We start from the raw sequence: 19,357 nt of genomic DNA, 5'->3' as shown, positions 1-19,357 counted from the left end.
GCCGCGGCGGCCGGCGTCGGTTCCCTGACCGCCGCCGCGGAGAAGATGGCCGGGGCCGGGCGGGTCGTGCCGCACCGGCCGGAGGTGCATGAACGCTTCGCCGAGCCGTATGCGAGATTCGTCGGCGAACTGCGTGACCGCGGATATCTGGGAGACGACCGATGACGACCTTGGTGCTGGCCCGGCACGGGCGGACCGCTTGGCACTCGCCGAACCGGTACGCCGGCCGCAGCGACATCCCGCTCGACGAGCACGGCCGCCGCCAGGCCGAAGCGCTGGCGAGCTGGGCGAGGTCGCAGGAGTTCACCGGGCTGGCCTGCTCGACACTGCACCGCGCCCAGGCCACCATCGCGCCCACCGCGTCCCTGCTGACCATGACGCCGGTGGTCGACGCCCGGCTGCGGGAGCTGGACTTCGGCATCGCCGAGGGCAAGACCCTGCCGGAGGTACGCGAGATCGACCCGGTGGCGGTGGATCGGTTCGTCGCCGACCCGGTGGCGCATCACTTCCCGGGCGGGGAGGATCCGCGCGACGCCGTCGCCCGTACGCTGACCGCCCTCGCCGAACTGGCCGAGGGCCAGGAGAAGCTGCTGGTCGTCGCGCACAACACGCTGCTGCGCCTGGTCACCTGCGCGGTGCTCGGCGTACCGCTGAGCGAGTATCGGCGACGGCTGCCCGAGCTGGACCCGGCGGCGACCGTGACCTTCCGGCTCACCGGCGACCAGTACGCCCTGCTGGCGTACAACGTGCCGCTGGCCGCAGGATAGTCCGCATGACCGCCTCCGAGACCGCCGACCGCGGCCGCCCGGCCCAGCGTCAGGCCGAGATCGCCGAGTACGTGATGCAGCAAGGGTCGGTGTCCGCCGCCGACCTGGCCGAGATGTTCCACGTCAGTCTGATGACGGTGCACCGTGACCTCGACGAGCTGGAGAAGCAGGGGGTCGTCCGGAAGTTCCGCGGCGGCGTCAGCGCTCAGCCGTCCAGCGTCTTCGAGAGCAACGTCTCCTATCGGCTGCGGGCCGCCCGGACCGAGAAGCTGGCGCTGGCGCAACGCGCCCGGGAACTCGTCGAACCCGGGATGGCGGTGATGCTCGACGACTCGACGAGCACGCTGGAGCTGGCCCGGCTGCTCGTCGACGCCGGTCCGCTGACGGTCATCACGAACTTCCTGGAGACCATCAAGCTGCTGTCGGGCGTACGCGGCATCCGGCTGCTCTCGCTCGGCGGCGAGTACTACGCGACCCACGACTCGTTCCTCGGCGTGCCGTGCATGGAGGCGATCGAGGCGCTGCGGGTGGATCTGCTGTTCGCCTCGACCTCGGCCGTCTCCGGTTCGTACGCGTACCACCAGGAGCAGGAGATCGTGCTGGTCAAGCGGGCGATGATCCGCTGTGCCCAGCGTTCGGTGCTGCTCGTCGACCACACCAAGCTGGGCCGCGTCGCGTTGCACCGGGTCGCCCCGCTGCGCGACTTCGACCTGGTGCTGACCGACGCCGGCGCACCCGCCGAGACGTTACGAGAGATGCGGGAGAACGGTGTCGCGTACGAGATCGTCTGAGCCGGTCGTCGTCGGGGTCGACGCGGGAACCACGCTCACCAAGGCGGTGGCCTTCTCGGTCACCGGCGAGCCGCTGGCGCGCGCCGCCCGGCCGACCCGGGTCGATCGCGTCGGACCAGGCTGGTACGAGCAGGACGCCGACCTCGTGGTGGCCTCGGTCGAGGAGGTCCTGGCCGAGCTGCGCGAGTCGACCGGTCCGGTGCTGGCGATCGGGGTCACCGCGCAGGGCGACGGACTCTGGCTGGTGGACGCCGACGGCCGTCCGGTGCGCCCGGCGATCTCGTGGATGGACGGGCGGGCGGCCGGGATCGTCCGCGACTGGGACGCGGCCGGAATCCTCACGGCAGGTTTCCGCCGGACGGGGACGCTGATGTTCCCCGGCGCGCAGGCGCCGCTGCTGGCCTGGCTCGCCGCCAACGAACCGGAGCGGCTCAAGCAAGCTGCCGGGGCGGCGTACTGCAAAGACGTGATCCTTCATCGGCTGACCGGCGTACGCGCGACCGACCCGACCGACCAACGGGATCTGCTCGACCTGTGTGGACTCGGCGAGCACGAGCGCCTCCTGCTCCCGGCCCGGACCGCCCCTTCGGGCCGGCTGCCGGACGGTACGCCGGTGGTCGCCGCCCTCTATGACCTGCCCGCGTCCGCCCTGGGCGCCGGGGTGACGGCCGTCGGCGACGGCCTCCTCATCCTCGGCACGACGCTGGCCTGCCAGGTTCTCGTGGACGCGGTCGACACCGCCGCCGAACCGGCCGGGCTCAGTCTGCGTACCTGGGAGGAGGGCCGGTGGTTGCGGGCGCTGCCCGCGATGGTCGGCACCGCCGCGCTGGACTGGGCGCTGCGGCTGGTCTCGGCGACCGTGGCCGACCTGCCGGATCTGCTCGCCACCGGCGACTCGACCGGGCTGAGCGTGCTGCCGTACTTCTCCGAGGCGGGCGAACGTGCCCCGTTCGTCGATCCCCGCGCGCGGGGTCGCCTCGACGGCCTCCATCTGGGCACCCGTCCCGCCGACGTTGTGCGGGCGGTGTGCGAGGCGATCGCGTACAGCGCCCGGCATTGCCTGACCGCCGCCGGGCTGTCCGGCGAGCTGACGGCCTGTGGCGGCGGGCTGGCCACCGCGGCCTGGGCGCAGATCTTCGCCGACGTGCTCGGCCGGCCGATCCGCGTACTCGCGGGGCAAGAGGTCGGGGCGCGCGGAGCCGCACTGGCCGCCGCCGCGGCGCTGCCCGGCGACGTCGTTTTCGCGCCCGTCCCGGGAATCGTTTACGAGCCGCAGACCTCCTACGAGGACCGGTACGCCCGGTATCTCGACCACGTCGAACAGGCCCGAAACACCTGGTGAAAGGAATACCCGTGCCACCCCTGAAGATCCTCGCCGCCGGCGATCACTTCGTCACCCCCGCCCTGCTCACGGCCGCGCTCCGCGACCGCGTCGGGACGGCCGAGATCCAGGAGCTGACGCTGCCCTGGCCGCTGGTCCCGTTCGGGCCGGTGGCCGAGGTGGACGAGGCCTCCGACGCCGAGGACGAGCTGATCGCCGCGCTGCCCGGGGTTCAGGTGCTGGTCACGCAGATGGCCCCGGTCACCGAGCGGGTCCTGGCCGCCGCGCCCGACCTGCGGCTCGTCGTCGTCTGCCGGGGTGGCCCGGTCAACGTCAACCTGGCGGCCGCGGACCAGCACGGGGTCACCGTCCGCACCACGCCTGGCCGCAACGCGATCGCCGCGGCGGAACATGCCGTGGCGCTGCTGCTGGCCGCGCTGCGCCAGATTCCCCAGATCCACCAAGGGGTACGCGACGGGCAGTGGCGCAGCGACCTGTACGCCCTCGACGAGGTGGGCAGCGAGCTGGCCGGGACGACGGCCGGGTTGATCGGATACGGGGCGATCGGCGCGCGAGTCGCCCGGATTCTGCGCGCCTTCGAGGCGACGGTGCTGGTGTACGACCCGTTCGTGACGACCGCACCCGAGGGCGTCGACCTGGTCGGCCTGGACGAGCTGCTCGACCGGAGCACGGCGGTGAGCCTGCACGCCCGGCTGACCCCGGAGAACCGGCACATGATCGGTGCAGCGCAGATCGCGCGGATGCCGCGCGGATCGGTGCTGGTCAACACGGCCCGCGGCGGGCTGCTCGACTACGAGGCGGTCGTCGACGCGCTCGACTCCGGGCACCTCGGCGCGGCTGCCTTCGACGTGTACGACGCCGAGCCCATTCCGGCCGGGTCGCGGCTGCTCAAGGCTCCGCGTACGGTGCTGACGCCGCACCTGGCCGGGGCGACCCGGCAGACCGCCGAACGCGCCGCGACGCTCGCCGCGGCCGAGGTCGCCTCCCATTACGGCTTGTCATGACAGCGGCGTTACCGTCGGCGGAGCTGCTGACCGCCGCGCAGGACGCCGTCGACCTCGCCGCCGGGATGCTGCGTACGCGGCTGCCGGGGGTGCTGACCGCCAAGGGCGACCGGGACATGGCGTCGGAGGTGGACTACGCCGTCGAACGCGCGGTGCGGTCGTTCCTGGCGGAGCGTACGCCCGACGTCGGGTTCCTCGGTGAGGAGGAGGGCGCGGCCGGGGCCGCCGACGGACTGACCTGGGTGCTGGATCCGGTCGACGGCACGGTGAACCTCGTGCACGGCATCCCGCTGGTGGCCGTCTCGTTGGGACTCGTCCTGGCGGGCACACCCATCCTCGGCGTGGTCGACACTCCGTTCCTGCACCGGCGATATCACGCCGTCCGGGGCGACGGGGCGTACGCCGACGGCCGGCCGATCCGGGCGAGCGGGGTGAGCAGGCTGGCCGACGCCGTGGTGGCCGTCGGGGACTACGCCGTCGGCGAGGACGCGGACGACAAGAACGCCGACCGGCTGGCCGTCACCGGTCGCCTCGTGCCCCGGGTCCAGCGCGTACGCATGCTGGGCAGCGCCGCGATCGACCTGGTCTGGGTGGCCGAGGGCCGGCTGGACGCCCTGGTCATGCTCGCCAACAAACCCTGGGACACCGCTGCCGGCGTGGTCATCGCCCGTGAGGCGGGCGCCCAGGTCGTGGACCGGACGGGCGCCCCGCACACCATGGCCTCCGGCGAGACGCTCGCCGGCGCGCCGCAGTTGCTGGACGAGCTTCTCCCGCTCGTCGGTGTGCGTTAACGGCCTTCTTAACATCGCTTCTCATAGCGTTTCGCGCCGGTTGAGCGCATTAGGCCTTGCTCGCTTTGTGTCCTTCGTGTTAACTGCTTCCGTGATCAAAACGCTGTAGGGCGTTAAGTTGTGTGCTGTTAGGAGAGACCGTGTTCCTGACCATCGCGCACCGGGGTGACCCGTTGGTGCACCGCGAGAACACCATGCCGTCGTTCCGCTCCGCCGTCGACAAGGGCGCGAACACCGTCGAGTTCGACTTGCGCCTGACGCGCGACGGCCGGATCGCGCTCCTGCACGACGCGTCGTTGCAGCGGCTCTGGGGTGTGGACGCCCAGTTCGCCGACCTTACCCTGGCCGAGCTGCGCGCGATCGACGGCGAGGGCTACCAGGTGCCGGAGTTCGCCGAGCTGATCGACGAGTTCGACGACGTCACCTTCCTCGTCGACCTCAAGACCGACGACGTGGTGGCCCCGGCCGTCGAGGCGCTGCGCAAGAAGCCGGGCGCGTTCGAGCGGGCCATCTTCGTGGCGGCCCGGCGGGGCGGCCGCGAGGCCCTGATCAAGCTGCGCCAGGACGAGCCCGACGCGATCATCGGGCTGGACTGGACCGAGGAGAACCCGGCCCCGGCCGACCTCCTCGACGCGATGAAGCCGCAGTACTTCGGGCCGCGCTGGGCCGTCGCCGACGCCGCCGAGGTGCCCCGCATGCGGGCCGAGGGCTACCGCGTCTGGGTCGGCCCGCTCGCCGATCCGGCGCAGGTCGCCGCCGCGGTCGCGTACGGGGTCGACGGGCTCGTCGCCGACGACATCGCCGAGCTGCTCTCCCTGCTGCCATGAGCACCCTGGAGACCGCGCGCCCGGCGACCCAGCAGCCGGAGACCCCGGTACGCCGTCGCAAGCCGAAGCGTGCGCGGGAGTACCTGACGTTCGTCGCGCTCGTCGCGCCGAACTTCATCCTGCTCGCGGTCTTCTCGTACTGGCCGGTCATCTACAACGCGTACCTGAGCCTCACCGACTGGAACCTGATCGCGCCGATGCCGACCTTCGTCGGCCTGGACAACTATCAGGAACTGCTGACCGGACACGAGTTCCGCGAGGTGCTGCTGACGACGGTGATCTTCGTCGTCGGCATCGTCGGCGGCAGCCTCGTCCTCGGGCTGGGCGTGGCCCTGCTGCTGAACCAGAAGCTCAAGGGCCGCGGCGTCGTCCGCACGATGGTCTTCGCGCCACACGTGCTGTCGGGCGCCGCGGTCGGTCTGGCCTGGGTCTTCATCTTCGACCCGCACTACGGGCTGACCCGGGTGGCGTTCTCCGCCATCGGGCAGAGTTCCCCGTCCTGGCTGACCGACTCCGGATGGGCGTTGCCCGCCGTGATGATCGTGTACCTCTGGAAGAACGTCGGCTTCTCGGCCATCGTCTACCTGGCCGGGCTGCAAGGTATGCCGAAGGACCTCTACGAGTCGGCGGCGCTGGACGGCGCGGGCGCGTGGACCGTCTTCCGGCGGATCACCCTGCCGCTGCTCTCGCCGGTCACCTTCTTCCTGATGATCACCACGATCATCTCGTCGTTCCAGGCCTTCGACGTCATCGCCGTGATGACCGACGGCGGTCCGGGCGGCGCCACGACCATCCTCTCCTGGTACGTCTACGAGAAGGGCTTCAGCGACTTCGAGGCGGGCCCGGCCGGTGCCGGCGCCATCGTCATGTTCGTGATCCTGCTGGTGATCACGCTGCTGCAGACCCGGTTCGTCGAGCGGAAGGTCCACTACCGATGACCGTCGCCCGCAAGTTCAGCCTGTACCTGTCGCTGACGGTGGTCGGCGTGATCATGGTCGGCCCGCTGTACTGGTTGTTCGCCTCGTCGCTCAAGCCGTCGGCCGACATCTACTCGTTCCCGCCGGCCTGGTGGCCGACCAGTTTCGAGTGGCACAACTACGTCGACGCGTGGAAGTCGGCCCCGTTCGGCGACTTCTACCTCAACTCCATCATCACGACCGTGGCGGGAACGGCCCTCGAGGTCGCCAACGCCGTGCTCACGGCGTACGCCTTCGTGTTCCTGCGGTTCCCGTTCAAGCGGGTGCTGTTCGGCATCCTGCTCGCCGCCCTGATGGTGCCCGGCCACGTGGTGCTGCTGCCGAACTACCTCACCGTCTCCGAGCTGGGCTGGATCAACACCTATCAGGGCATCGTCATCCCCGGGGCGGCCTCGGCGTTCGGCGCGTTCCTGCTGCGCCAGCACATGCTGACGCTGCCCGACGAGGTGATCGACGCCGCCCGCGTCGACGGCGCCGGGCACCTGCGCCGACTGTTCAGCGTCGTCCTTCCGCTGTCCAAGCCGATGGTGATCACCGTGACCATCGTGTCGATGGTCGGCAAGTGGAACGACTTCGTCTGGCCTCTCATCGTCACCAACACCAACAGCATGCGGACCCTCCCGGTCGGCCTGCTCCTGCTGAAGAACGCCGAAGGCTACGTGAACTGGGGCTCGGTCATGGCCGCCACCGTCTTCGTGGTCCTGCCCGTCCTCATCGTGTTCTTCATCGCTCAGCGCCAGATCGTCGCCGGGTTGACCCAGGGCGCCGTCAAGGGCTGACACCCCTCCCTCGATCTGTCCAGAAAGGATCGTCAATGAAGACTTCCCTGAGCCGTCGCAGTCTGCTCGGCCTCGCCGGGGGCGCCCTGCTCGCCGGCCCGCTCGCCGCCTGCGGTGGTGGGTCCGGCGGTGGCGCCGGCGGCTTCTCCCAGCCCGAGGGAAAGGTCCCCGCGCAGTACGGCAAGCGGCAACGCGTGGTCATCTGGTTCCCCTACACGGGCGCCACCGGCGACGCGTTCGCCAAGCTCGTCGGCAAGTTCAACGACTCCCAGCAGAACATCTACCTGGAGGCGCAGTTCCAGGGCACCTACGACGAGGTCGCCCAGAAGCTCGCCGCCGGCATGCAGGCCCGGCAGGTGCCGGACATGTGCATCTTCTCCGAGGTCACCTGGCGGAAGTTCTACCTCAACGACGCCCTCGAACCGCTCAACGGCTACTTCGGCAACGGTCTGGCGACCACGGACTACGTGGACACCTTGATCGCGGAGGGCACGGTCAAGAACGACACCTGGTGGGTGCCCTTCGGCCGCAGCACGCCGCTCTTCTACTACAACAAGACGATGTTCGCCCAGGCCGGGCTGCCCGACCGGGGTCCGAAGACGTGGGCCGAACTGCGCGAGTGGGCGCCGGCGCTGCAGAAGGTGAAGGTCAACGGCCAGTCGCCGAAGCTGCACGCGTACCCGCAGGTGGACGGGGACTGGATGTTCCAGGGCGCGGTCTGGCAGTGGGACGGCAACTACTCGAAGAACCTGGACGTCACCATCGACCAGGGCGGCGCCGTCGAGGCGGGCGAGTTCCAGCGCGCGCTGATCCACACCGACAAGCAGGCGTACATGGCGAAGAGCCCGAAGGTCGACTTCGCCAACGGCCTGATCGCCACCCTCCAGGAGTCCACCGGTACGCTCGGCAGCCTGCTCAAGGACGCCAAGTTCGAGGTCGGCGCGGCGTTCGTCCCGGAGCAGAAGAAGTTCGGCTGCCCGACCGGCGGCGGCGGTCTGTCGCTGCTGGCCGGCGTGCCGAAGGACCGCAAGCAGGCCGCGTTCGAGTTCATCAAGTTCGCCGCGCAGGCGGAGAACGCGGCGCAATGGTCGGTCGACACCGGGTACCTGCCGGCGACGAAGGCGGCCCTGACCGCCCCGGCGATGGCGCAGCGCTTCACCGAGCGCCCGGCCTTCAAGGTGGCCGTCGACCAGCTGCCCAAGACGCAGGCCCAGGACATCGTGCGGCTGATGGTGCCCAACGCCAACAAGGTGATCTACGGCGGCCTGCAGAAGATCTACGCCGACAACAAGCCGGCCCAGGAGGTCTTCACCGAGGTGGCGACGGAGCTGCGCAAGAACACCGACAGCGTCCGCGACGCCATCTCCAAGCACATCTGATCCGCGAGATTCAGCCCGCGAGGAAGCTGAAGCGCACCTGGCGAGTCGGGTTGTCCCCGTTCGGATCGACGAGGCAGACCGACTGCCAGGTGCCCAGCGCGATGCGGCCGCCGAGCACCGGCAGCGTCGCGTACGGCGCGATGAACGCGGGCAGCACATGGTCGCGGCCGTGTCCGGGCGAGCCGTGCCGATGCCGCCAGCGGTCGTCGGTGGGCAGCAGATCGTCGAGGGCGGTCAGCAGATCGTCGTCGCTGCCCGCCCCGGTCTCGATGATCGCGATGCCGGCCGTGGCGTGCGGGGCGAAGACGTGCAGCAACCCGTCGCCCCGGCCGGCCACGAAGTCGGCGGCCTGGCCGGTGAGGTCCACCACCGACGGCCGGCCGCCGGTGCGTACGGTGATCACAGTGCTCTCCACGAGCCCAGACTAGGCGAGCAGGGTCACCGGAATCCGGACGACGTCCTGATGTGAACTGTCATTCGGCGAGATCCAGAAGACCTCGACGATCCCGGCCTGCGCCCGGCCGACCCGATAGGACACCCGTACGCTGAACGACCCCCGGCAGCCGGAACCGCAGGTGGCCGTGGTGAACGTGGTCGCGATCTGCTTTCCGGCGGCGTCGAGCACCCGGATGTTCACGGTGGCCTCGAAGACGTCGGCCGTCCCGGCGACCGTGATCGGGCTGCCGCGCCGCTGCCCGATGACCGGGTTGGTCACGACGATGGCGGGCAGCAGATCGGTGTAATCGGCCCGGCCGACCGGCGCGGCCAGCGCCGTGCCGTCGCGCTGGAACGCGACCTTGGTGACCGTGGAGAACTGGGTCAGCGTGTAGACCACCTGGGCCTGGCGCAGCCGCGCGGCGTCCCGGCCGCCGTCGTAGAACCCGGGGGAGAAGCTGACCGTCTCGACGCCGTCGCTGATGCCGACGATCCGGAACGTGGTCCCACCCGGGAATCCGGTGGTCAGCCCGGCCGACGCCTCCACAGTGGTCGGTCCGGCCGCCAGCTCGGTGAGGGCCAGCTGCGACGTGCTCTGGGTGGTCGGCCGGGTCCGCTGCGTGTACGCGATCCGCCCGCTCCGGACCAGCCACAGGCTGATGGTGATGGTCCCGGCCGGTCGGCTCGAGGCGGTCGCGTCCGGGCTCGGTGCGCTGGACGGCGACTCGGCCGGTGGAACGGTCGGCGTGGCGGCGGCGCTGGTCGGCGGAGCGCCGGTGGGCGCGTCGCCCACCGTGCCAGACTTCGGCGTACACCCGGCGACGGTCGCCAGCACCACGATGGCAACGATGGCAACGAAGAAACGCTTCATGACGGCGTACCCTCCTCGGCTTCGTCCGCAGCGGTTTCACCACCGGGTAACCGTTGCGTAACAGGCAATTCCAGTCGTGCTTCAGTGCCGCGGCCCGGCTCGCTCGTGATCGTCACGCGGCCGCCGAGCAGGCGCGCGTTCTCCTGGGCGATGGCCAGCCCGAGCCCGCTGCCCTGCCCGCTACGTGCCGGGTCGGCCTTGTAGAACCGGCTGAAGACATGCGGCAGATGCTCCGGCGCGATGCCCGGACCCGCGTCGCTCACGACGACGGTCACCCCCCGCGCGTCACCGCTGACGGTCGCGCGGATCGGCTCGGCTCCGTGCTCCACGGCGTTCGCGACAAGATTCGCGAGTACGCGCTCCAGCCGTCTCGGATCGGTGCAGAGGCCGACGGGGTCCCCGTCGACCGTCACGGGCCAGTCGTGGGCGGCGGCGAGCGCGCGAAGCAGCGCGAGCGGATCCACGGTCGCGGCGATCACCGGCTCCCGTCCGGCGTCCAACCGGGAGATCTCCATCAACTCCTCGATCAGCCGCCGCAGCCGGACGACGTCGCCGATGAGCAGCTCGGCCGGTCGGCGTACGCCGTCGGGCAGGTTCTCGACCTGCTCGGCGAGCAGCGACGCCGCCGCCACGAGCGAGGTGACCGGCGTACGCAGTTCGTGCGCCACGTCGGCGGTGAACCGGCGTTCCCATGCGATCTTGTTCTGGAGCGCCTCGGCCATCTCGTTGAACGATTCCGCCCACGCGCCGAACTCGTCGCGGCCGCGTACGGGCAACCGGGTCGCCAGCAGCCCTTCGGCGATCGCACGCGCGGCGTCGGAGGCCCGCGCCACCGGATCCAGGGTGCGCCGGGCGAGCAGGTGCCCGACCAGGGCGGCGAGCAGGACGACGGTCAGCCACCCGGCGATGAGCACCGCTCGCAGTTGATCGAGGTCGGAGTGGATGCGGTCCTCCGAGCGGACGACGTAGAGCTGCGCCGCCGAACCTGGGATACGCCCGCCCACCACCAGCAGTCCAGTGCTGTCAGGTCGGTCGTAACCGATTCGGCCCGCCGCCGCCTCGCTTCGCAACTCGGGGCTGAGCGCCGGGGCGTACGCCGGATTCGAGGCGGTCGTCTCGCCGTCGGCGACCAGCACCACATGCCGCCCGCTGCTCTCGTACGCCGCGAGCAGGTTGTCCCGCCGTTCGCCGTCCAGCGGTAAGAACTGACGGGCGGCGACCAGCTGCGGGCGTACGTCGGACGCGGCCTGCTGGAGGGAGTCGTCCAGCCGCGCCTGGCGTACAAGTAGGAAGGAGCCGGCCGCCAGCGCACCCGCGGAAATCCCCGCGACCAGGACGAACGCGATGGTGAGCCGGCGTCGGAGCCGGCCGGGCGGTACCGCGCGCGCCGCCACGACGCCCTACCCGAGCAGCTTGTAGCCGGCGCCGCGGACCGTGCGCACCAGCTCGGGACGGGCCGGGTCGTCCTCGACCTTGGCCCGCAGGCGCTGGACCGCGACGTCGACGAGGCGTGAGTCGCCCAGGTATGGGTAGGACCAGACGCGGTCGAGCAGGATCTCGCGGGTGAAGACCTGGCCGGGTCGCCGGGCCAGCTCCAGGAGCAGCCGGAACTCCGTCGCGGTCAGGGCCAGCTCGTGTCCTCCCTTGTGGACGGTGTAGCGCGCCGGGTCGATCTCCAGCCCGCCGACGGCCAGCACACCCTCCTCCGGCTGCGCCGTCGCCCTTCGCAGCAGCGCGCGCACCCGGGCGACCAGCTCCGGCAGGTCGAACGGCTTCTTCACGTAGTCGTCGGCGCCGCACTCCAGGCCGACGACCACGTCGATGGTGTCCGTCCGGGCGGTCAGCATCAGGATCGGCACTTGGCTCGACTTGCGGATCTGCCGGCACACCTCGAGCCCGTCGACACCCGGCAACATGACGTCGAGGACGACGAGATCCGGCTCGTGCGCCCGCCACGCCGTCAGCGCCTGCGCGCCGTCGACGGCCGCGCCGACCCGGAATCCGGCCCGGCGCAGCCCCAGCACCGTCACCTCGCGGATGGCGGCGTCATCCTCGACGACCAGCAGGTCCGCCTCCATGTCTGGATGGTCTCACCACTGGTGGGCGACGTCGACGACTATCCGGCTGTGGGTGCCAGGCCCGTTCAGGGTGAACACCCGGTACGGCAGGCGGGCGCGGACGCCGATCGCGAAGGTCGTGTACCCCTCCGAGGTGCCGCCCGCGACGACGTCCCGCAGGGTGTCGTACGGAACGACGGTCGCCACGTGCTCGCCCGTGGCGTACGCGGCCGGCTCCAGCAGCACGAGCTCGATGACCGCCCCGCCGGCGGTGTACGGCGACAGCGGAACTCCGGTGCCCTGCGTATACGCCTCCCCGTACGCCGCGCGATAACCGGTCGCGGCCCCCTCGAACTCGAACACGACCCGGTCGTAGCAGTCGTGCCGGCCCGTCCGCACCGTCAGCAACGGCGCCTGGGCCAGATCTCCGGCGGCCTTGTCTCCGCTGCCCCACGTGATTCCGCAGTACGGCGCGGCCGCCTCGGCGGTTCCCCCTACGCTGAGCCCGCTCGCGATCATGATCGCCGCGGCCAGCATCATCTTGATTCTCATACCCGCGAGGGTCGACGCGGTGCTGCACAGGAGGTTCGCAGCCGGGTAACCGTCGCGTAACCGCCAGCGGGGGTGCAGGGGAGGCTCTGTGTCAGGCGCGGGCGATCTGCATCAGGAATTCGGCGTTGCTCGACGTCTTGCGCAGCCGCTCGACGAGCTGCTCGCCGGCCTGCTGCGTGTCGAGGTGATGCAGCGCCTGCCGCAGCCGGCGTACCAGGATCAGTTCCTCCGGCGGCAGCAGCAGTTCCTCGCGACGCGTACCGGAGGCCTCGACGTCGACCGCCGGGAAGATCCGGCGCTCGGCGAGCCCCCGCACCAGGCGCAGCTCGGCGTTCCCGGTGCTCTTGAACTCCTCGAAGATCACCGTGTCGCCGGTCGACCCCGTCTCGACCAGCGCGGTCGCGATGATCGTCAGCGAGCCGCCGCCTTCGAGGTTGCGTGCCGCGCCCAGGAACCGCTTAGGGCCGTGCAACGCGCCGGCTTCGATGCCGCCGGTCATGATGCGCCCGTTCGCCGGCGCGGCCAAGTTGTACGCGCGTCCCAGCCGGGTGATCGAGTCGAGCACGACGACGACGTCCCGCCCCAGCTCGACGAGCCGCTTCGCGCGCTCGATCGCCAGCTCGGCGACCGCGATGTGATCCGACGGTGGACGGTCGAACGTGGACGCGATCACCTCTCCGCGTACCGTGCGGGCCATGTCGGTGACCTCCTCCGGGCGCTCGTCGACGAGCACCGCCATGAGGTGGGCGTCCGGGTGGTTGACCGACACGGCATGCGCGATCGCTTGCAGCACAATCGTTTTGCCCGCCTTCGGCGGCGAGACGACCAGCGCCCGCTGGCCCTTTCCGATCGGGGTCAGCAAGTCCACGATCCTCGTCGTGAGGATGTGCGGCTCGGTCTCCAGCCGCATCCGCTCGGTGGGGAAGAGCGGGGTCAGCGCGTAGAAGTCGGGCCGATCGGGGGCGGAGCCCGCGGCGACACCGTTCACAGTGGTCACCTCGGTCACGGCCGGGCGGCGGGGACGCCGATCCCGGGCCTCGCCCAGCACGGTCACCGCCTCGACGTGGTCGCCCCGGCGCAGGCCGTGCTTCTGGATCACGCCCTTCGACAGGTACGCGTCGTCGGCGGCGGGCAGATAGCCGTCGACGCGGACGAAGCCATGCCCGTCCGGACGGAGGTCGACGACTCCGATGATTTCGTTGGTCATGGGAAAGCTCCTGAGCACGATGAGTCGCACCGGGCACGGCTGTGCACCGATGGGGAAGCGCGACGCGTACGCTGCGCGAACCGCGCTGGAATGGAACGGTCGCCGCATCGTCGGACAAAGACGGAAAGCGGATCAGACCGGGGAAATCGGCACCACTGGGGCGGGAAGTCCACGCCGGCATCAGCAAGTGCTACGCCGAAGGTAGCTCACGGCGTACGCCCGGCGCAAACACCTTCGCCCGGCGTGCGACGCTCCCTTATCCTCAGGCGATGATCTGCGTACTCGACAACTTGGGCGGAGGCGCCCACCCCCGGTGAGCCCGGCGGTGCGGGTGACGCCCCGCCGCGAACTTCAAGCCGGCCGACGACGCCGAGCCCACCGATGCTGGGGGCACGTCATCGCCGCCCCGCTCTGGCCGTTGCACGGCGTGAACCTCGGCACCCTGTTGCGTACCTGCGATGCCGTCGGCGCCTGCCTGGCCGTGCCGCCGTTTCGCTGGGTCGACGAGGCCCTCGCCCGCGGGAACACGTTGCGGCAGCCGACCTGCGCGTCGCCAACCCGATCGGGTGGCTGGCCGGCGAACGGGCCGCCGGCAGCCACCTCCTCGGGTCGAACTGGCCGACGAGGCGATCCGCCTCGGCGACCTGCCGGCCGCCCGGCGCCGCACGGTCGCGGTGCTGGGCCACGAAGCCTCCGGCATCCCACCGGAAGCGGCCGACCTGCTCGACGGCTGCGTGGAGATTCCCATGGTGGGCACCGGAACCAGCCTCAACGTCGCGGTCGCCGGTTCGCTCGTCCTCTATCGACTCGCCGGCCTCCTGTGATCACCAGTGTTCGGCGATCTCCCGGCGGTAGCGCTCCTCGTACTTCGCGAGCTCGGCGTCGACGGCCGCTGCTCTGGCCTCGGTCAGCACGACGGTGGGCTCGCGATGCGGGGCGGCTTGGATCATGCGTACGCGCAGCCCCGGTTGCGGATGCGCGGCGAAGATCGAGGCGTCCTCGCGAATGGACAGCTGGCGCAGCTGTCCGGCCGCGGTCGCGTACTCGGCGCGGGTGTCCTCCACGGTCTCCCGCCAGCCGATCACCCCGGCCTTCTGCCGGGCACGAGTGCCGATCCGGGTCTTCAGCCGGGAGGTGAGGACGAGGACGTCCAGCAGGCCGACGACGGCCGTCGACCCACCGGCCTGTGCGGCCAGGTCGTCGGCGTAATACTCGGCTCGTTGCGAGGACCGTGCCGCCAGCGCGTGCGTGCCCATGTGCAACAGGAGGAGGGCGCCGCGGACGGCGTTCACGACGGGCAGCAGTACCAGGCCGGCGAGCAGGGCGGCGCTCGGCCGGACGGTGCCGTTGACGCGGTCCCGGACCTCGGCCAGGACCTGCCGTGGGTCGATCAGATCGGCGATCGTGCCGAACACGGTCACCGCCGGTTGGAGGGCCAGCCGCCGTGAGCCGTCTCCGTTGACGAAGTGCCCCAGCTCATGAGCGAGTACCGCGACTCGTTCCTGCGGCCGGAGCACCGACCAGAACGGCAAGCCCAGCAGAAGGATCCGCCGCCGGCGAAGGCCCACCACGAGGGTGGACGCCTCCCAGCGGCTCGTGGTCGCGATCGTGTGCGGCATGGGTGCGCCGACCTTGGCGGCGACCTCGCGGACGACTGCGAAGAGTGCCGGAGCCTGCGCCTCGGTGAGCGGGTCGGCGTCGCCCAGCACCTTGCGGGCCGCGCCCAATCGTGGCCGGAGCACCACCGCGACCGCGACGAGCAGGAGCCCCAGCGCCTTGCCGAGCAGGGACGCCGTGATCACCAGGTGAAGACCGACCGCAGTCATACCGATGAGGAGCGCCAGGATCAGTGCGGTGATCCCGACGAGCGCGATCTCGCTGAGGCTGACCGTCGGGGGCTGCGCTTTCTTGCCGACCAAGGTCCGGAAGAGCGTGGCGCTGAGGTCATAGCCCGCCTTGTGATCGAGCCGTCGGAGCCGGCGGTCGACCCGGCTCGGCGCGTTCGAGACCGGTGCCGCGTCGAGGTTCCACTCGCAGCGTTCACACCAAGGCTCCCCGTCGTGTCCGGTCACCAGAGCGGAGTGGCACTCGGGGCATCGTGTCGGGACGTCGGCCGAGGTGAGCGAGGGGAAAGCAGGCACAGCCGGGGAGCGTACATGATCAAGGGCGGCCCGGGTCGCCCCGTGCCGCCCTTGATCGACGCGCGCTATGTCAGGAGTCGCCGCCGGTCTCGCCCGCCGGGGCGGCCGTGACGTCCTCGATCGCGTACTTGCGGGAGGCGTCGGCGACCACGCTGGCCGGGATCTCGCCGCGCTGGGCGAGCTGGGACAGCGTCGCGACCACGATCGACTCGGCGTCGACGTGGAAGTGGCGGCGCAGCGCCGAGCGGGTGTCGGACAGGCCGAACCCGTCGGTGCCGAGCGAGGTGTAGTCGCCCGGGACCCAGCGGGAGATCAGGTCCGGGACGGCCCGCATCCAGTCGGAGACGGCCACCTTCGGACCGGTCGAGCCGGCCAGCGCCTGGGCGACATACGGCGTCCGCGGGGAGTCGGGGTTGAGCAGGTTGTGCTGCTCGCACTCGACCGCGTCGCGGCGCAGCTCGGTCCAGCTCGTCGCGGACCAGACGTCGGCCGAGACGCCCCAGTCCTGGGCGAGCAGCTCCTGGGCGCGCATCGCCCACTGCATGCCGATGCCGGAGGCCAGGATGTGCGCCTTCGGCCCGTCGCCGGTCGCCGGGGAGTACCGGTAGAGGCCCTTGAGGAGGCCGTCGACGTCCACGTTCTCCGGCTCGACCGGCTGCGAGATCGGCTCGTTGTAGATCGTCAGGTAGTAGTAGATGTCCTCCGGCTGGTCGCCGTACATGCGGCGCAGACCGTCCTGCACGATGTGGGCGATCTCGAAGGCGAACGCCGGGTCGTAGGTGACCGCGGCCGGGTTCGTCGCCGCGAGGAGCAGCGAGTGGCCGTCCTCGTGCTGGAGGCCTTCACCGTTCAGCGTGGTACGCCCAGCGGTCGCGCCCAGCAGGAAGCCGCGCGCCATCTGGTCGGCGGCTGCCCACAGCCCGTCGGCGGTGCGCTGGAAGCCGAACATCGAGTAGAAGATGTAGACCGGGATCATCGGCTCGTCGTGGATCGCGTACGAGCTGCCGGCCGCGGTGAACGAGCCCACCGAGCCGACCTCGTTGATGCCCTCGTGCAGGATCTGCCCGGCCGTCGACTCCTTGTAGGAGAGGAACAGCTCCCGGTCGACCGGCGTGTAGGTCTGCCCGTGCGGCGAGTAGATCTTCGCGGTCGGGAAGAGCGAGTCCATGCCGAAGGTGCGGGCCTCGTCCGGGATGATCGGCACCCAGCGCGAACCGATGTTCTTGTCCCGCATCAGGTCCTTGAAGAGCCGGACGAAGGCCATCGTGGTGGCGACCTTCTGCTTGCCCGAGCCCTTCTTGATGTCCTTGTAGAGGTCGTCGCCCGGCAGCACCAGCTTCTTGCTCTCGGTACGCCGGCTCGGCAGGCTGCCGCCGAGGGCGTTCCGCCGCTCCATGAGGTACTGGTACTCGGCGGAGTCCTTGCCCGGGTGGAAGTAGGGCGGCTCGTACGGGTTGGCCTCGAGGACCGAGTCGGGGATGTCCAGGTAGAGGCGGTCCCGGAAGGACTTGAGGTCGTCCAGGGTCAGCTTCTTCATCTGGTGCGTCGCGTTGCGGCCCTCGAAGTGGGAGCCCAGCGTCCAGCCCTTGATCGTCTTGGCGAGGATCACGGTCGGCTGGCCGGTGTGCTCGGTCGCCGCCTTGTAGGCCGCGTAGAGCTTGCGGTAGTCGTGCCCGCCGCGCTTGAGGCCCCAGACCTCGTCGTCGCTCATGTCCTCGACCATCTTGCGGGTCCGCGCGTCGCGGCCGAAGAAGTGCTCCCGCACGTACGCCCCGGACTCGGCCTTGTACGTCTGGTAGTCGCCGTCGGGCGTGGCGTTCATCAGGTTCACCAGCGCGCCGTCGGTGTCGGCGGCGAGCAGCGGGTCCCACTCGCGACCCCAGATGACCTTGATGACGTTCCAGCCGGCGCCCCGGAAGAAGGCCTCCAGCTCCTGGATGACCTTGCCGTTGCCGCGGACCGGCCCGTCGAGGCGCTGCAGGTTGCAGTTGATGACGAAGGTGAGGTTGTCCAGCTCTTCGCGGGCGGCGACGCCGATCGCGCCCAGCGTCTCCGGCTCGTCCATCTCGCCGTCGCCGAGGAACGCCCATACTCGCTGGTCGGACGTGTCCTTGATGCCCCGGTGCTGGAGGTAGCGGTTGAACCGGGCCTGGTAGATGGCGTTGACGCCGCCGAGGCCCATGGAGACCGTCGGGAACTCCCAGAAGTCCGGCATGAGGCGCGGGTGCGGGTAGGACGGCAGGCCGCCGCCGGGGTGGCTCAGCTCCTGCCGGAAGCCGTCCATCTGCTGCTCGGTCAGCCGGCCTTCGAGGTACGCGCGCGCGTACATGCCGGGGGAGGCGTGACCCTGGTAGAAGATCTGGTCACCGCCGCCGGGGTGGTTCTTGCCCCGGAAGAAGTGGTTGAAGCCCACCTCGTAGAGGCTCGCGCTGGAGGCGAAGGTCGAGATGTGCCCGCCGACGCCGATGCCGGGGCGCTGCGCGCGGTGCACGGCCATGGCGGCGTTCCAGCGGATGTACGCCCGCAGCCGGCGCTCGACGTGCTCGTCGCCGGGGAACCAGGGCTCCCGCTCCGGGGTGATGGTGTTGATGTAGTCGGTCGTGGTGAGCGGGGGTACGCCCACCTGGCGCTCGCGGGCTCGTTCGAGCAGGCGGAGCATGACATAGCGAGCGCGTTTGGCGCCGCGCTCGTCGATCACGCCGTCGAGCGACTCGACCCATTCAGCCGTTTCCTGCGGGTCGATGTCCGGCAGCTGGCTGGGCAGGCCGTCGCTGATGACCGGGCGCTTGCGTTCGGTGGACACAGGCGTTCCCTCGCGTTTGTGTGGAAGTAGACCTTGTTATTTGGTGTTTAGTGGCGCGGTGTGACAGTGGTACGTCACGTTCATCCTGCCTCGCCGACCCCGTCCTCGTCACGCCGAACGCGAACGGATGCGATCCGCGACACGCTTACTGACCAGTAACATCGCAAGATCACGCTCGGATGATCATGCCCGAGCCTGGAGTGCGGCGCGAATCTCACCCACCACGGCTGGGAAGTCGTCGTGCAGCCGGGCGGCCGTGACGTGGAGGACGAGCCAGCCCGCGCCGAGGACGCGGTTCAGCCGGGTTCGGTCGCGTTCGAGCTGCTCAGGCGAGGGGTGCCAGGTCCCGGCGTACTCCACGGCGACCCGTGCGCCCGGCCAGGCGAGGCCGAGCCGGGCGATCACCCGGCCCTCGTGGGCCAGGACGAACTGGGCGACCGGCGGCGGCAGACCGGCCCGGACGAGGCGTACGCGCAGCCGGCTAGCCGGCGGCGACTCGGCGGCCGGGTCGGCGAGCGCGACGGTCTCGGACACGCGCCGCCAGCCCGGCTCGTCCCGCTGCCCGGCCAGGTACGACGTCAGCTCGGGCGCGCGCAGGACACCCTGCTCGGCCCGCTGGCGATGCCTTCCACAC

At 70.6% G+C, this 19,357-nt stretch carries 18 protein-coding genes and 1 pseudogene; 10 read left to right on the top strand and 9 right to left on the bottom strand.

Annotation, left to right across the window (positions count from 1 at the left end):
• The first annotated feature begins 161 nt into the window (after positions 1-161).
• The 9 genes from AB0M47_RS35670 (at position 162) to AB0M47_RS35630 (ending at position 8,657) form a co-directional block, all read left to right on the top strand.
• Positions 162-767: a histidine phosphatase family protein gene (locus AB0M47_RS35670; RefSeq protein ID WP_363422035.1), complete on the top strand. Its 606-nt coding sequence runs from the start codon at positions 162-164 to the stop codon at positions 765-767.
• Between the two features lie 5 nt (positions 768-772).
• A complete protein-coding gene (locus AB0M47_RS35665; protein WP_363422034.1) occupies positions 773-1,558 on the top strand; it encodes a DeoR/GlpR family DNA-binding transcription regulator in 786 nt (261 codons plus the stop codon).
• Positions 1,536-2,900 carry an FGGY-family carbohydrate kinase gene (locus tag AB0M47_RS35660; protein ID WP_363422032.1) on the top strand — a complete coding sequence of 455 codons (1,365 nt, stop codon included), beginning with the start codon at positions 1,536-1,538 and terminating at the stop codon, positions 2,898-2,900. Before AB0M47_RS35665 ends, AB0M47_RS35660 begins: the two co-directional genes overlap by 23 nt.
• 11 nt (positions 2,901-2,911) lie before the next feature.
• Positions 2,912-3,904: an NAD(P)-dependent oxidoreductase gene (locus AB0M47_RS35655; protein ID WP_363422031.1), complete on the top strand. Its 993-nt coding sequence runs from the start codon at positions 2,912-2,914 to the stop codon at positions 3,902-3,904.
• Complete coding sequence (locus AB0M47_RS35650) at positions 3,901-4,695, top strand: inositol monophosphatase family protein (protein ID WP_363422029.1); 795 nt, start codon at positions 3,901-3,903, stop codon at positions 4,693-4,695. The genes AB0M47_RS35655 and AB0M47_RS35650 overlap by 4 nt, the downstream gene beginning before the upstream one ends.
• Positions 4,696-4,835: 140 nt before the next feature.
• Positions 4,836-5,522: a glycerophosphodiester phosphodiesterase family protein gene (locus AB0M47_RS35645; RefSeq protein WP_253761372.1), complete on the top strand. Its 687-nt coding sequence runs from the start codon at positions 4,836-4,838 to the stop codon at positions 5,520-5,522.
• A complete protein-coding gene (locus AB0M47_RS35640) occupies positions 5,519-6,460 on the top strand; it encodes a sugar ABC transporter permease (RefSeq protein WP_363422027.1) in 942 nt (313 codons plus the stop codon). The genes AB0M47_RS35645 and AB0M47_RS35640 overlap by 4 nt, the downstream gene beginning before the upstream one ends.
• Positions 6,457-7,278 carry a carbohydrate ABC transporter permease gene (locus AB0M47_RS35635; RefSeq protein ID WP_363422025.1) on the top strand — a complete coding sequence of 274 codons (822 nt, stop codon included), beginning with the start codon at positions 6,457-6,459 and terminating at the stop codon, positions 7,276-7,278. Before AB0M47_RS35640 ends, AB0M47_RS35635 begins: the two co-directional genes overlap by 4 nt.
• Before the next feature lie 35 nt (positions 7,279-7,313).
• On the top strand, positions 7,314-8,657 hold the full coding sequence (locus AB0M47_RS35630) for an ABC transporter substrate-binding protein (RefSeq protein ID WP_363422021.1): 1,344 nt from the start codon (positions 7,314-7,316) through the stop codon (positions 8,655-8,657).
• A 10-nt stretch (positions 8,658-8,667) separates the two neighbouring features.
• On the opposite strand, the gene AB0M47_RS35625 is transcribed toward AB0M47_RS35630, so the two are convergent.
• From AB0M47_RS35625 to rho, 6 genes are all read right to left on the bottom strand, one after another.
• Entirely contained in the window at positions 8,668-9,072 is a 405-nt protein-coding gene (locus AB0M47_RS35625; RefSeq protein ID WP_253761376.1) for a YjbQ family protein, read from the bottom strand.
• A gap of 9 nt (positions 9,073-9,081) precedes the next feature.
• Entirely contained in the window at positions 9,082-9,963 is an 882-nt protein-coding gene (locus tag AB0M47_RS35620) for a Gmad2 immunoglobulin-like domain-containing protein (protein ID WP_363422019.1), read from the bottom strand.
• The gene (locus tag AB0M47_RS35615) at positions 9,960-11,357 is read right to left on the bottom strand and encodes an ATP-binding protein (protein ID WP_363422017.1); all 1,398 of its coding nucleotides are present in this window, start codon (positions 11,355-11,357) and stop codon (positions 9,960-9,962) included. Before AB0M47_RS35615 ends, AB0M47_RS35620 begins: the two co-directional genes overlap by 4 nt.
• 6 nt (positions 11,358-11,363) lie before the next feature.
• Positions 11,364-12,041 (bottom strand): response regulator transcription factor, encoded by a 678-nt coding sequence (locus AB0M47_RS35610; protein ID WP_363422015.1) that lies wholly within the window; start codon positions 12,039-12,041, stop codon positions 11,364-11,366.
• Positions 12,042-12,053: 12 nt separating this feature from the next.
• Positions 12,054-12,572, bottom strand: a complete 519-nt coding sequence (locus tag AB0M47_RS35605) for a hypothetical protein (RefSeq protein ID WP_253761380.1) — start codon at positions 12,570-12,572, stop codon at positions 12,054-12,056.
• 91 nt (positions 12,573-12,663) lie between these two features.
• Positions 12,664-13,779: a transcription termination factor Rho gene (gene rho, locus AB0M47_RS35600; RefSeq protein WP_363422013.1), complete on the bottom strand. Its 1,116-nt coding sequence runs from the start codon at positions 13,777-13,779 to the stop codon at positions 12,664-12,666.
• A gap of 566 nt (positions 13,780-14,345) precedes the next feature.
• Between rho and AB0M47_RS35595 the strand changes: the two genes are divergently transcribed.
• Positions 14,346-14,603, top strand: coding sequence for a TrmH family RNA methyltransferase (locus tag AB0M47_RS35595; protein ID WP_363422011.1), 258 nt, complete (start codon positions 14,346-14,348; stop codon positions 14,601-14,603).
• Here AB0M47_RS35595 and AB0M47_RS35590 read toward each other — a convergent pair whose 3' ends face one another.
• The 3 genes and pseudogenes from AB0M47_RS35590 to AB0M47_RS35580 all read right to left on the bottom strand — a co-directional run.
• A complete protein-coding gene (locus AB0M47_RS35590) occupies positions 14,604-15,920 on the bottom strand; it encodes a M48 family metalloprotease (RefSeq protein WP_363422009.1) in 1,317 nt (438 codons plus the stop codon).
• Positions 15,921-15,990: 70 nt separating this feature from the next.
• Positions 15,991-18,723, bottom strand: a complete 2,733-nt coding sequence (gene aceE, locus AB0M47_RS35585; protein WP_363422006.1) for a pyruvate dehydrogenase (acetyl-transferring), homodimeric type — start codon at positions 18,721-18,723, stop codon at positions 15,991-15,993.
• Between the two features lie 183 nt (positions 18,724-18,906).
• A pseudogene (locus AB0M47_RS35580) lies at positions 18,907-19,357 on the bottom strand (hypothetical protein); the annotation flags it as partial.

The organism is Hamadaea sp. NPDC051192 (assembly GCF_040682475.1).
GTDB lineage: Bacteria > Actinomycetota > Actinomycetes > Mycobacteriales > Micromonosporaceae > Hamadaea > Hamadaea flava.
The sequence above is the reverse complement of the archived record's forward strand: the minus strand, read 5'-3'. Positions and strand labels throughout refer to the sequence as shown.

Bases quoted from the DNA above. Each gene is read 5' to 3' on its own strand.
- AB0M47_RS35670 (WP_363422035.1), top strand. From the start codon at position 162: ATGACGACCTTGGTGCTGGCCCGGCACGGGCGGACCGCTTGGCACTCG.
- AB0M47_RS35665 (WP_363422034.1), top strand. From the start codon at position 773: ATGACCGCCTCCGAGACCGCCGACCGCGGCCGCCCGGCCCAGCGTCAG.
- AB0M47_RS35650 (WP_363422029.1), top strand. From the start codon at position 3,901: ATGACAGCGGCGTTACCGTCGGCGGAGCTGCTGACCGCCGCGCAGGAC.
- AB0M47_RS35640 (WP_363422027.1), top strand. From the start codon at position 5,519: ATGAGCACCCTGGAGACCGCGCGCCCGGCGACCCAGCAGCCGGAGACC.
- AB0M47_RS35635 (WP_363422025.1), top strand. From the start codon at position 6,457: ATGACCGTCGCCCGCAAGTTCAGCCTGTACCTGTCGCTGACGGTGGTC.
- AB0M47_RS35630 (WP_363422021.1), top strand. From the start codon at position 7,314: ATGAAGACTTCCCTGAGCCGTCGCAGTCTGCTCGGCCTCGCCGGGGGC.
- AB0M47_RS35620 (WP_363422019.1), bottom strand. From the start codon at position 9,963: ATGAAGCGTTTCTTCGTTGCCATCGTTGCCATCGTGGTGCTGGCGACC.
- AB0M47_RS35610 (WP_363422015.1), bottom strand. From the start codon at position 12,041: ATGGAGGCGGACCTGCTGGTCGTCGAGGATGACGCCGCCATCCGCGAG.
- AB0M47_RS35605 (WP_253761380.1), bottom strand. From the start codon at position 12,572: ATGAGAATCAAGATGATGCTGGCCGCGGCGATCATGATCGCGAGCGGG.
- rho (WP_363422013.1), bottom strand. From the start codon at position 13,779: ATGACCAACGAAATCATCGGAGTCGTCGACCTCCGTCCGGACGGGCAT.